At 58.3% G+C, this 11256-nt stretch carries 13 protein-coding genes; 10 read left to right on the top strand and 3 right to left on the bottom strand.

Features of this window, described 5'->3' with window-relative positions; all coding sequences use genetic code 11:
* Positions 1-43 precede the first annotated feature (43 nt).
* Genes ACNA0J_RS08950 through ACNA0J_RS08960 form a run of 3 tightly spaced genes read left to right on the top strand, consistent with a single transcriptional unit; the run spans position 44 to position 2098 of the window.
* Positions 44-658, top strand: coding sequence for an ABC transporter ATP-binding protein (locus tag ACNA0J_RS08950; protein ID WP_415818566.1), 615 nt, complete (start codon positions 44-46; stop codon positions 656-658).
* A 45-nt stretch (positions 659-703) separates the two neighbouring features.
* Entirely contained in the window at positions 704-1240 is a 537-nt protein-coding gene (locus ACNA0J_RS08955) for a GNAT family N-acetyltransferase (RefSeq protein ID WP_415818568.1), read from the top strand.
* A gap of 9 nt (positions 1241-1249) precedes the next feature.
* Entirely contained in the window at positions 1250-2098 is an 849-nt protein-coding gene (locus tag ACNA0J_RS08960; RefSeq protein WP_415818570.1) for a 5'-methylthioadenosine/adenosylhomocysteine nucleosidase, read from the top strand.
* Here ACNA0J_RS08960 and ACNA0J_RS08965 read toward each other — a convergent pair.
* Positions 2063-2485 carry a cupin domain-containing protein gene (locus ACNA0J_RS08965; protein ID WP_415818572.1) on the bottom strand — a complete coding sequence of 141 codons (423 nt, stop codon included), beginning with the start codon at positions 2483-2485 and terminating at the stop codon, positions 2063-2065. The two genes, ACNA0J_RS08960 and ACNA0J_RS08965, sit on opposite strands and share 36 nt — an antisense overlap.
* 181 nt (positions 2486-2666) lie before the next feature.
* Between ACNA0J_RS08965 and ACNA0J_RS08970 the strand changes: the two genes are divergently transcribed.
* The gene (locus ACNA0J_RS08970) at positions 2667-3011 is read left to right on the top strand and encodes an EF-hand domain-containing protein (RefSeq protein ID WP_415818574.1); all 345 of its coding nucleotides are present in this window, start codon (positions 2667-2669) and stop codon (positions 3009-3011) included.
* A gap of 28 nt (positions 3012-3039) precedes the next feature.
* Here ACNA0J_RS08970 and ACNA0J_RS08975 read toward each other — a convergent pair whose 3' ends face one another.
* Positions 3040-4014: a GlxA family transcriptional regulator gene (locus tag ACNA0J_RS08975; protein ID WP_415818576.1), complete on the bottom strand. Its 975-nt coding sequence runs from the start codon at positions 4012-4014 to the stop codon at positions 3040-3042.
* Between the two features lie 123 nt (positions 4015-4137).
* On the opposite strand from ACNA0J_RS08975, the gene ACNA0J_RS08980 reads away from it, so the two are divergent.
* A complete protein-coding gene (locus tag ACNA0J_RS08980) occupies positions 4138-4818 on the top strand; it encodes a DJ-1/PfpI family protein (protein WP_415818578.1) in 681 nt (226 codons plus the stop codon).
* 71 nt (positions 4819-4889) lie between these two features.
* Here the strand turns inward: ACNA0J_RS08980 and ACNA0J_RS08985 are convergent, their stop codons facing one another.
* Positions 4890-6986, bottom strand: coding sequence for a catalase (locus ACNA0J_RS08985; RefSeq protein ID WP_415818580.1), 2097 nt, complete (start codon positions 6984-6986; stop codon positions 4890-4892).
* A gap of 269 nt (positions 6987-7255) precedes the next feature.
* Between ACNA0J_RS08985 and ACNA0J_RS08990 the strand changes: the two genes are divergently transcribed.
* The 5 genes from ACNA0J_RS08990 to ACNA0J_RS09010 all read left to right on the top strand — a co-directional run bounded on the left by ACNA0J_RS08990 (position 7256) and on the right by ACNA0J_RS09010 (position 11121).
* A complete protein-coding gene (locus ACNA0J_RS08990) occupies positions 7256-8140 on the top strand; it encodes an arginase family protein (protein ID WP_415818582.1) in 885 nt (294 codons plus the stop codon).
* A 111-nt stretch (positions 8141-8251) separates the two neighbouring features.
* Entirely contained in the window at positions 8252-8605 is a 354-nt protein-coding gene (locus tag ACNA0J_RS08995; protein ID WP_415818584.1) for a VOC family protein, read from the top strand.
* A gap of 159 nt (positions 8606-8764) precedes the next feature.
* Complete coding sequence (locus ACNA0J_RS09000; RefSeq protein WP_415818586.1) at positions 8765-9322, top strand: hypothetical protein; 558 nt, start codon at positions 8765-8767, stop codon at positions 9320-9322.
* A 180-nt stretch (positions 9323-9502) separates the two neighbouring features.
* The gene (locus ACNA0J_RS09005) at positions 9503-9829 is read left to right on the top strand and encodes a helix-turn-helix domain-containing protein (protein ID WP_415818588.1); all 327 of its coding nucleotides are present in this window, start codon (positions 9503-9505) and stop codon (positions 9827-9829) included.
* Positions 9829-11121, top strand: coding sequence for a type II toxin-antitoxin system HipA family toxin (locus ACNA0J_RS09010; protein ID WP_415818590.1), 1293 nt, complete (start codon positions 9829-9831; stop codon positions 11119-11121). Before ACNA0J_RS09005 ends, ACNA0J_RS09010 begins: the two co-directional genes overlap by 1 nt.
* Positions 11122-11256 lie beyond the last annotated feature (135 nt).

Raw genomic sequence — 11256 nt, forward strand, 5'->3', positions numbered from 1 at the left:
GCCCAGACCCTGCATGACCTGAACATCAGCACATACATCCAATATGCTACGCATCGACAACCTCAGCAAACGCTATGGCGATCACCTCGTATTTCAGGGGCTGACGCAATCTTTTCCCTCTGGTTGTGTAGCGCTATGCGAAGAAGACAGCACAGGCAAATCCAGTTTGCTGCGCATTATCGCAGGCGTCCTTGCACCGGATGAAGGAGACGTCTGGATCGACGGGCATTCGATCATCAACGCCCCTGAACAGGCAAAGTCCCGCGTAGCCTACGTGCCCGACAATTGCCTGGCATTTCCCGAGCAGACGGGCAGAGGTTTGCTCGAGCAGGTGGCTCGGGAAAAAAATGCGTCCCTAGACGAGGCCGTGCTCGACCTCGCTTATCGGCTAGGGTTGGCGCCTCATCTGGACAAGCGCTTCGATCAAATGTCGACAGGGACTCGCCGCAAAGTCTTTCTGACGGCCGCCGCCATTGGCGACCCGGCTGTCATCATCGCAGATGGCCCCAGCAACGGGCTGGACGCACAAGCCCGCGCCGCACTGGCCGAACAGTTCCGGATCTGGTCTGAGGATCGCGTGGTGCTGTTCGCCAGTCACGATTACGAGCTGGTTCAGGTTTGCGGAGCAAGGGCGATCAACGTCGCAGGGTTGATCTGATCCAGCTGATGCTTATTAAGCGAGAAAACCAGCACTGAGCTACTTATGTCTTCAATTACCTTTGAAGGACTAATTTTCCGTAGTTTTCGGAACAGTGACGCAAAGGACTTCGCCCGCGCGACGCGGGAGTCTGTTGAGACCGTTGGGCGATGGATGCCGTGGTGCACGTCCTCGTTTTCCGAACAAGATGCGCTCGCGTGGTTCAAGCAATGCCGTGCGAGTATTCGCGCCGAGACAGGATACGAGCTGGGTATCTTTTCCGAAAAGACGGGGGAACTCCTGGGAGGGGCGGGACTAAACTCGATTAATCGTCAATATTTCTTCTGCAATTTAGGCTATTGGGTACGACAATCCGCTCAACGACAGGGTGTGGCGTTGCGTACCGTGCAGGCTTTGGCGCCATATGCATTCAATACCCTGGGCATGCAACGCGTAGAGATCGTGATTGCGGTAGGCAACACAGCAAGCGAAGCGGTGGCTCGCAAATCTGGTGCGCAATTTGAAGGGATCGCGCGGAATCGGCTCCAATTACATGGCGCCACGGTATCGGCGTTGGTATTCTCAATCGTCCCTGCCCTATAGGAATTGACAATGGCAACGCCAACAGAAAGACTGGCCATCATGGCCGCCGTGCCCAAAGAGTTGGAAGGTCTTGTTTTGGCCATGGGATCATCCATGTCTGTGCAGAAAGTTGCCATGCGCGACTTCTACCTGGGAGAAATTGCAGGCCAGCCCTGCGTGGTGGTGTTGAGTCGTATTGGCAAGGTTGCAGCAGCAACGACAACGACTATTCTGATAGAAAAATTCAACGTGACAGAGATCGTTTTTGCCGGATTGGCAGGCGGTATCCATCATTCAGTACAGATCGGCGACATCGTGGTGGCAAGCAGCCTGATGCAGCATGATCTGGATGCCCGCCCCCTGTTTGATCGATACGAGGTACCGATGCTGGGTCTGTCGCGATTCGAACCTGACCCAGCTCTGAGCCTGGCGCTCATGACGCATTCGGAAACGTATTTGGAAGCGCTCACCGCGAGCGGTCAAGTCCCGTCGGGGCAGGCCGTTGACGTACGACCTCCTCGCGCGCACCATGGCCTCATCGCAACAGGCGATATTTTCGTGAGTGACCCGGCTGGCGGCACCGAGATACACCAGCGACTACCCGAGGTGCTTTGTGTCGAGATGGAAGGCAGCGCCATGGCCCAGGTGTGCTACGAGTTCGGCGTTCCCTACGCAGTCATGCGAGTGATTTCAGATCACGCCAATCAGGACGCAAAGGATCATTTCACGAATTTTCTGGAGCAATGGGCGGGCCGCTACACGTGTGGCGTGCTGCGCCAGTTCATCGCGAGCCGTGTGCTCTATCGGCCTGACGGCATTCAAAGCATGATAGATCCAGCCCCACTAACGCCCTCGGGGACTCCAATCGGAGGGAGCTAACTCGAAACTGGCATACTCAAATCCGGGCGCGACGGTACAACCCACCAGCGTGAAACGTCCCAAGGGTCGCGCAGCCTGCCAAACACCGGCCGGCACCACGGCTTGCGGCCGCTCGCCGTTCGCGAAATCGGTACCGAGCCGAATATCTTCGAGCTTATCGCCGTCGGAAAGCGTGAGAAGCAATGGATCGCCGGCATAGAAGTGCCAGACTTCCGCCGCATCACGAACGCGATGCCAATGAGAACTGTCACCGGCCTCAAGCAAATAGTAGATAGCCGTTGAATGGGCTCGTCTTTCACCCTGTACGTCACGAAAGGTCTCAACATACCAACCTCCCTCGGGATGGCGCTGCATGCCTAGGGTTTCGATGATTTCACTAGCTTGCATCTGATACTGTCCTTATCGCAGAAGGGTTGGAGGCCATGGGAAAAGCAGTTATGCTCATGAAGATCGCCAATCAGCATTTCTGGAAAGCGCGCCACCGCGAGCCCGACTACATTGAGAAGGGCATGAAGAAATACAAATGCAGCACGCTGAGATAAGCCGTCTGCGAACTGAAGGAGCATCCATGAATAAAACCACACTTTCGGGCGCAATTGGTGCGCTTGTCCTGTTTCCCGTTCTCTGCACCGCAGCGGCGGCGCCTCCCGCATCGACCTCACTGACGGCCGAGCAGCGCCAACAACTCGACACCGACCGCAGTGGCGACGTGAGCCAAACTGAATACCAAGCCTTCATGACAGCAGCCTTCGGAAAACTGGATGCGGATTCGGACGGCTATCTCGGCAAAAACGATTTCCCCAAAGAAGTCAGCGACAGTCAGTTTGTGGCCATGGACACGAACCGTGACGGCCGCGTCGCTAAAGCAGAATTCATGACCCAGGTGATGAAAGACTATACGGGTGGGAAGTAAACGGGAAAGCAGCCCCGGCCCAAGCCTGTCAGGCAATCGAGAATCGCTCCCGGTACGCCTGGGGGCTGATCCGTAGCAACCGAACGAAACTGCGCCGCATGCCTTCCTCATTGCCAAAGCCGCAGCGGGCGGCGATACGTTTGGCCGACCATGCCGTGTCGACAAGCAACCGCCGTGCCGTCTCGACCCGAAGTTTCTCAACCGCACGCGCAGGCGTCATGCCCGTTTCTGCTTTGTAGTGGCGCATGAAACTGCGCTCGCTCATGTGGAGCCGTCTAGCTAAGGCAGGGACGGACAGGTCGGAGCCCAGATGCTCTCCCATCCACGTGTGCAACTCGCCAAACTGATCGTTCGCCTTTTGCATCGAGAGTGTGGCACTGAACTGAGACTGGCCTCCCGGCCGCTTCAGAAAGACGACGAGCTCACGAGCGACCTCAAGCGCCATCGAGCGCCCCAGGTCCTCTTCCAACAACGCGAGGGCAAGATCGATGCCCGCGGTCACGCCGGCGGATGTCCAGACGTCACCGTCGCGAACGAAAATGGGATCCGTCTCTACGCGCAGTGTTGGATAGCGTTTCGCGAGCTCGTCGCAGCGCGACCAATGCGTTGCCACGCGGCGTCCATCCAGCAATCCGGCCTCTGCCAGCAGAAACGCCCCGGAGCACACAGAGGCGATACGTCTGGAGCGGCCTACTTGCCGCCGAATCCAATCAGTCAGCCGCGTATCCGCCGACGCGGCGCAGACGCCGCGCCCGCCTGGCACCACCAGCGTGTCGATCGGCCCCTTTACGGTACGCAGAGAATGGCTCTGCAGGGCCAAGCCGGAGGACGAGGTCACGAGTCCGGCATCGGCTGACACGACTCTGGGAGCATAGGGCCGTGCGAGCCCTCGCGCTGCCAAGAGTTCATTGGCCGAGGCAAAAACCTGCAATGGCCCGCTGACGTCAAGCAATTGAACGTCCGGAAACGCCAGCAGCAAAATGGATCGGGTTTTGCTTGACATGACTTGGCAGAAATCGAGGGGTAATTGGCAATTCCGCCAAAGGCTACCCGCATAGAATCTATCTGTCTATCTCGAGCTGCGTCGTTGTCCCGCGTCGCCACTACCTTTGAAAAAGGCATATTCATGACGATTCAAATCGGATTTCTGGTATTTCCCGACGTACAACAACTGGACCTGACCGGTCCTCACGATGTCCTCGCGTCGCTGCCTGACACAACGATCCAGTTGATCTGGAAAACGCGTGAGCCGGTTATGTCCAGCAGTGGCCTCATCCTGACGCCCTCCACCACATACGAAGACTGCCCACCGCTGGACGTTATTTGTGTGCCCGGCGGGCGTGGCGTAACGGACCTGCTGCAGGACAGTCAAACAATCGAATTTGTCCAAAGAAAAGCCGCCAGCGCCCGTTACATCACGTCTGTGTGCACCGGCGCGCTATTGTTGGGTGCGGCAGGATTGCTGCATGGCCGGCGAGCGACTACGCACTGGGCTGCTCACTCGTTGCTTGAGCCCCTGGGCGCCATTCCGACTCACGAACGGGTAGTCCGTGATGGCAACATCATCACAGGCGGCGGCGTGACAGCAGGTATTGATTTCGGATTGACCGTGGTCGCGGAACTGGCGGGCGCTGAGCAAGCGCAGGCTATTCAACTCCAGCTCGAATATGATCCGGCGCCGCCTTTCAATGCTGGCAGCCCGGATGTCGCGCCGCGGTCAATCGTGGAGCTTGTAAAACAACAGTCCGAGCCCGGGCTCGCGGCTCGACGCCGGATAGTTTCCGACATCGCTGCCTCGCGAAATTGAGTGCGCGGCGCCGCCCAGGTCTTCGACGGACGCAGGCGCCAGCACACCCTCGCTGCGAGATAGGTACGGGATCAAGCTAGCATTCGCACCTTGGGCTCACGGTCCCATTGCCGCGTCTTTGCTGCCTTGATAAAGCCGCGAACATCGTCGACCCCTACCACGCCCGGATCCTTCGCCACATCTCCTGCCTGCAGCACCGCTTGCGCCCCCCCGCTGGCAGCAATCGCCTTGAGGTGCCCGTAGGCATCCCGCACCCAGTCAACTGCCGCGGCCTCCTTGGCCAGTTTCTTGCCGGCCTCGGCGGACAGCACGATGGCGACCGCGTCGAAGACGACCGATGGCGTTCCCGCAAGCTGCCCGTCGGCGGGCAGCTTGGTCCCGTCGCTGAGCTTAGCGCCGCCCACCTTGGGTGCAACGATCGTGACACAGGCCCCAGCCGCCTCCGCTGCCTGGCGTAGCGACTGAATCTCAGCCGCGTCCGAGCCGTCGTCAATCAGGATACCAATCGATCGCCCCTCCAGCGTGGACTTCATCTTGCCAATGATCTGCAATGCCGGTGAGGGTGGCAGATCCTGAGGCTTGACGGCTGCTGGCGGCACAGGCGGCAGGCTATCCAACGCCAGACCATCGGCCACGCGCTTGGCCAGGCCGCTATCGATATGCCGCAGGTGGCCCACGATGGCTTCCCGAACATGGAGTGTCTCCACCTTTGACAACTCGAACACCAGCGCCGAGGCGATGTGTGCCTGCTCCGGTGCAGTCTGGCTCTTGTAGAACAATCGCGCCTGACTGTAATGGTCGGCAAAACTCTCCGGCCGGATGCGCCCCTTGGTTCCATCCTCGGCGGGCTGCGCGTAGCTGCGAAAGCCCGACGCTGTTTCTCGAGGCGTATCGACCTGCAAGGAACTAGGTTCGTAGTTCACTCGCCCTTTGGGAACCTGCATCTGCATATGACCGTCGCGTTGCAGGTTAGCGAACGGACACTTCGGCGCGTTGACAGGAATCTGGTGAAAGTTCGGCGATCCGAGCCGGGACAGCTGAGTATCCAGGTACGAGAACAAACGCCCCTGCAGCAGAGGATCGTTACTGAAATCGATCCCCGGCACGATATTGGCCGGACAGAACGCCACCTGTTCGGTTTCCGCAAAGAAATTATCCGGCCACCGATCGAGCACCATGGTCCCGATCACGGTGAGCGGCACGGTCTCTTCGGGAATCAATTTGGTCGCGTCGAGATGATCGAAGGGAAACTTCGCCGCGTCCTCTTCCGTGAATAGCTGCACGGCCAATTCCCATTGCGGGAAGTCGCCCCGCTGTATCGCCTCGAACAAGTCACGTCGATGGAAATCCGGATCGGCACCCGCGATTTTCACCGCCTCGTCCCATACGGTCGATTGCAGGCCTAGCTTTGGCCGCCAATGGAACTTGGCGAACGTGCTCTCTCCCTTCTCGTTGACCAGACGGAAACTGTGAACGCCAAAGCCCTCGATCATGCGCAGAGAGCGTGGAATTGCCCGGTCGGACATTGCCCACATGATCATGTGCATCGATTCGGGGGTGAGCGAAATGAAATCCCAGAATGTGTCGTGGGCCGTGGCCGCCTGGGGGAATCCGCGATCCGGTTCCATCTTTACCGCATGCACCAGATCGGGAAACTTGATGGCATCCTGAATGAAGAACACGGGAATATTGTTGCCGACCAGATCGAAGTTACCCTCCTGGGTATAGAACTTCACGGCAAAACCACGTACATCGCGTGGTGTGTCGATCGAGCCGGCACCGCCCGCCACCGTAGAGAACCGGACGAAGACTGGAGTCTTGGCACCTATCTCCGTCAGCAATTTGGCGGTGGTGTATTTCTTCAGCGATTTGGTCAACTCAAAGTGACCATGGACTGCAGAGCCGCGCGCATGGACGATACGCTCCGGAATACGTTCATGGTCGAAATGCGTGATCTTCTCGCGCAGGACGAAATCTTCCAGCAATGTCGGTCCGTGCGTTGTCGGGTGCAAGGAATTCTGGTTGTCGGAGATCGGGATACCCTGATTGGTCGTCAGCGGCGGGTGCGTCCCGCCTGTTTCCTGGTGAAGCTCATCACCGTTTCCACGGCGGTCGGACTTGCTCTTGCTGACGGACGCACCGGAACGACTTTTCGGTATATTGGCCATGGCTGGGCTCTCCTTGAGGGATGGCGGGCTGAATGGACAAACTCGAACACGTACGAGTTTTTATACCTGAACGGTCATTGCGGATGCGGTGACTGGAACAAAGAGTCACACTGTTTCGCTATCGGTCAGATATCAGACTTGCAAAATCGACGTGATCGGCATAACTCACACCCTAGCGCAAGTATCGGTCCTGGCACCGACTGGCCTGAACGGTTGCAAGAGCGGAAGGTAGTGACTTACTCTGCAAATAGCTGCTAATGGAGGTGCGAATGCAGACCCTCTCTTATGCAATTCTCGAGGCCCCCTCTACGCTGGGCTTGGCGACCGACGGCGTGGAACGCTTGCCCGATCGGCTTTTGGAACTCGGTCTCGCGCAGCGCATCCGTGCGCGACGCGCAGGGCGGGTGGCTGTGCCTCGCAAGAATCCTACGCCCGATCCCACCACCGGCATCCTGAATGCCGAGGCAATTGCAGCGTGGTCGCCGCAACTTGCCGACGCCGTGGAGACGATACTGGACGCGGGAGAATTTCCGGTGGTGCTCGGCGGCGACTGCACCATTGTGCTGGGCTCGATGCTCGCGTTTCGACGGCGCGGCCGCTACGGCCTGTTCTTCATCGACGGCAACGCCGATTTCTTTCAACCTGAGGCGGAGCCGAATGGCGAAGGCGCCTCAATGGACCTTGCGTGGGTCACTGGCTACGGCCCGTCGACACTCACCGACCTTGAAGGTCGCGGCCCGCTGGTCCGTCCCGAAGATGCTGTCGCATTCGCGTATCGCGATCATAAGGACCAGGAGGAATACGGCAGCCAGCCGCTCCCCAAAGAACTCAAAGCGATTGATCTTCCGGCCGTGCGGGCGAAGGGCATCGAGGCCGCCGCGCGAGAAGCGGTCGACCACCTGACCCGAGATGAGCTCGACGGTTTCTTCATTCATCTCGACGCCGATTGCCTCGATGATGACATCATGCCGGCTGTCGATTTTCGCGTACCAGACGGGCTGTCGTGGGATGCGCTAGGGGCCGCGCTTCGGATTGCGTTAGCAAGCGGTAAGGCGGTCGGCATCGAGATCACCATCTATAACCCACGTCTGGATGAGGACGGCAGCGCAGGACGAGGCTTGGCCGACGTAATAGCAACAGCGCTGCGACAGTAAGCACGCTGTGAGGAGTGATGCGCTCAGGCTGCAGTGTTCTCGACAGCTTTCTCTAAAATAGCTGAAGCAACTTTTTTGCTAACTTCGCCAGCGAGGTAGAAGGAGTCAAGATTGCAAGTCAAACGTATAGTGGCCAACCTGGACGTGCCGGACCCAAGTCTAGCTCGCGCGTTTTATCAAGACATTCTCGGCCTGGAGCTTTTGATGGATCACGGCTGGCTTCAGACGTATGGCCGCATGGCGGAAAAAATGACTGTCCAGTTGAGCTTTGCAGTGCAAGGCGGATCTGGAACGCCTGTGCCGGATCTATCGATCGAAGTCGACGACGTGGACACGACATTCCAGCGTATGAGAGATGCGGGATTCTCCATCGAATATGGGCCTGTTGACGAGCCTTGGGGGGTGCGCCGATTCTACGTTCGTGATCCGTTTGGAAAGCTCGTCAATATCCTTGCGCACATCTGAACTCGGGGGATACAGCATCGGCGCCGCCTAGCACTTGTGAGCCTCTCAGTGCTCCGGAACACTATTTTCGCCCCTCGCAAAGTGTCGCTGACCTTGGGTACTAGTCTCAGCCTCTAGGGCACAATGTCGCTTTCTCTTTGCGATTAGGAGACAGTGCTCGTGGACCGACCGAAAGAACCACCGAAACTCCGTTCACTTCCGAGCGCAGCTCTTTGGACTGTCGTGATTGCCGTTGCAACAGCACTCGGCACCGCCCTTTCGTCGTACTTCATGCTTCCTTTCGCCATGCAAGAGCTATCGGCGAGAGCATCGGCCGAGCGGCGCGCCAAAGGCGAAGAGCTCCATTGCCAAACGTTGCGCACAGCGGCCACGCTCGCCGCCGAAATTCACTATGCGGCTGACCGCGGCTACGCGGCGACCATACCGGTTGGCGTTGTTGCGCCGATGCCCCCGGGCCTGCTCACGGACAAGGTAGCCTTCGAGAAACGCGCAGCACAGCTCACGCCATTGTTGACCGTCAACGAGGCCGAATGGCTGGATACGGTTCTTCTTCATCACCACGTCTTGGTCGCCATGAGGACTTCCGAGGTACCAGGGCATATGCGGGCGACGCCGGCGGAAGGCGGGTTCGACGCCAATGCGGAGATCAGGCAGATTCGAGAGGGCACAAATCGTCTCGCGGCACACTACCGTCAAAGCTGCACGGAAACGCATTAACCGACCGCACGACCGTTAACGCTGCACAAGGGCTATTCCTGTTCGGGGAACAGGAATGTACCGGATTATGTACCGGTTTGAGGCTGTTGGTCACCCTCTGGAACTACTTGAGCTTATGAGCCATAATTGCTCCTTTGAGAACATCTATCTATAATTAATGTTCTCAAGGGAACTTTAATCATGACCCCTCCCCTTCCTTTACCCGTTGAGCGTGCGATACGGAAGCTCGGCAGCGATATTTCCTTGGCTCGCAGGCGACGCCACATCTCTCAGGCCTCGCTTGCCGAGCGCATGGGTGCGTCCCTATCCACCGTGCGCCGGATGGAGAAAGGCGATGTCAAGGTGCCCATCCACTTCTTTGCCCGCGCACTACATGTCTTCGGCGAGATTCGCGCGCTTGAACATCTGCTGGATACGTCAAACGACGAGATCGGACTGACGCTGATGGACGAGCACTTGCCCAAACGCGTGCGCAGCAAGTCCGGCGGCTCTTCGGGAGCACTGTGATGCCCGTCGCCGCTCCCACCCGCCAACAAGTCCAGGTATGCATCGGCAAGGCTGGCCTGCCGCTAGGCACGCTCGTGTACGTCCAGCAAGGACGTCGCCAGAACTGCGCTTTCGCCTACGATGAGATCTGGTTGACCAGCCCTGATCGGTTCAACGTATCGGCAGACCTGCAGCTGATGCCTGGTCACCAGCCACACAAGGCAGCCTCGCCTCATGACTCTGTATTCCATGGTGCAATAGCCGATACAGCCCCCGACGCCTGGGGCCGTCGCGTCATCGCCCGCGACCATGCGAAGCGTCGCCGCACCGACCCGAAACTGCAGCCCCTGACGGAATTAGATTATCTGCTGGCGGTCGATGACTTCAGCCGCATTGGCGCACTGCGCCTGCGCGATCCGAATGGAACCTGGCATAGAACGGCACCAGAGGGTTGGCGCACTACCCCACCGTTGATAGAGCTCGAACATATCTACCAAGCCAGCCGCGCCGTCGAGCGCGGAGAAGAGACGGTCGAAGATTTGCGCTACCTGCAGGGCAAGGGCACGTCACTTGGTGGCATGCGCCCCAAATGCACGATCGTGGACGGAGACGGCAGGCTTGCCATCGGCAAGTTCCCCAGCGTGAACGACACGCGCAGCGTCACGCGTGGCGAAGTCCTGGCGTTGAAACTGGCACAGTTGGCGGGCATCGATGCCGCCCCTGCTCGCATAGTCTCCTTAGCCGAAGTCCCCGTGGCCGTCATCCGACGATTTGATCGTGATGGCAATGATGGCCGCACTTCATACCAGTCAGCGGCATCACTGTTGCAGGCCTCGCGCGAGGAAGACCGCAGCTACACGGAAATTGCGGATGCCATCCGTTCCTACGGACACTCGCCTACTCGGGATTTGCATCAACTCTGGCGCCGTCTCGTGTTCAATCTATTGATTACCAACGTGGACGATCACTTGCAGAACCATGGTTTCCTGCATGTGGAGCATGGACTATGGCGTCTTGCGCCTGCGTTCGACATCAATCCGTTTCCAGACAAAGAACGTGAATCCAAGACATGGCTGTCTGAGGAAGACGGTCCGATCACCGATGTCCATATGCTGCTGGCTCGGTCGGCTTACTTCTCATTGGACCAAAAACAGGCCCAAACAATCATGGCCGAAATTTATGCTGCAGTAGTGAATTGGCGAAAGGTGGCTCTTGGCCCTGAGGTGGGGCTGCGCGCATACGAATTAGATGACTTCGCAGCAGCTTTCGAGCATGGACAGATGGAGGCAGCCGCTGCGCTGCTCAAAGGGTAAAGGAATCGTCCTTTTGTTCACCTGTTCCGATGCGGCGCATTTTGGAATGTGTAGGAAATCAGTTAGCAGGACGAGACCTTACAACGTTCCCTGGGGGTAAGTAGATGTTCGTGGAAAGCTGAAGTGGAGCGGGTG

Origin of the sequence: Bordetella tumbae, from assembly GCF_965139195.1 — a bacterium.
Lineage (GTDB): Bacteria > Pseudomonadota > Gammaproteobacteria > Burkholderiales > Burkholderiaceae_B > Bordetella_A > Bordetella_A tumbae.

What these genes read in the sequence shown, in the direction of transcription:
- ACNA0J_RS09010 (WP_415818590.1), top strand. Translation starts at nt 9,829, where the DNA reads ATGCCCGTCGCCGCTCCCACCCGCCAACAAGTCCAGGTATGCATCGGC.
- ACNA0J_RS08955 (WP_415818568.1), top strand. Translation starts at nt 704, where the DNA reads ATGTCTTCAATTACCTTTGAAGGACTAATTTTCCGTAGTTTTCGGAAC.
- ACNA0J_RS09005 (WP_415818588.1), top strand. Translation starts at nt 9,503, where the DNA reads ATGACCCCTCCCCTTCCTTTACCCGTTGAGCGTGCGATACGGAAGCTC.
- ACNA0J_RS08970 (WP_415818574.1), top strand. Translation starts at nt 2,667, where the DNA reads ATGAATAAAACCACACTTTCGGGCGCAATTGGTGCGCTTGTCCTGTTT.
- ACNA0J_RS08990 (WP_415818582.1), top strand. Translation starts at nt 7,256, where the DNA reads ATGCAGACCCTCTCTTATGCAATTCTCGAGGCCCCCTCTACGCTGGGC.
- ACNA0J_RS08960 (WP_415818570.1), top strand. Translation starts at nt 1,250, where the DNA reads ATGGCAACGCCAACAGAAAGACTGGCCATCATGGCCGCCGTGCCCAAA.
- ACNA0J_RS08965 (WP_415818572.1), bottom strand. Translation starts at nt 2,485, where the DNA reads ATGCAAGCTAGTGAAATCATCGAAACCCTAGGCATGCAGCGCCATCCC.
- ACNA0J_RS08975 (WP_415818576.1), bottom strand. Translation starts at nt 4,014, where the DNA reads ATGTCAAGCAAAACCCGATCCATTTTGCTGCTGGCGTTTCCGGACGTT.
- ACNA0J_RS08985 (WP_415818580.1), bottom strand. Translation starts at nt 6,986, where the DNA reads ATGGCCAATATACCGAAAAGTCGTTCCGGTGCGTCCGTCAGCAAGAGC.
- ACNA0J_RS08950 (WP_415818566.1), top strand. Translation starts at nt 44, where the DNA reads ATGCTACGCATCGACAACCTCAGCAAACGCTATGGCGATCACCTCGTA.
- ACNA0J_RS08980 (WP_415818578.1), top strand. Translation starts at nt 4,138, where the DNA reads ATGACGATTCAAATCGGATTTCTGGTATTTCCCGACGTACAACAACTG.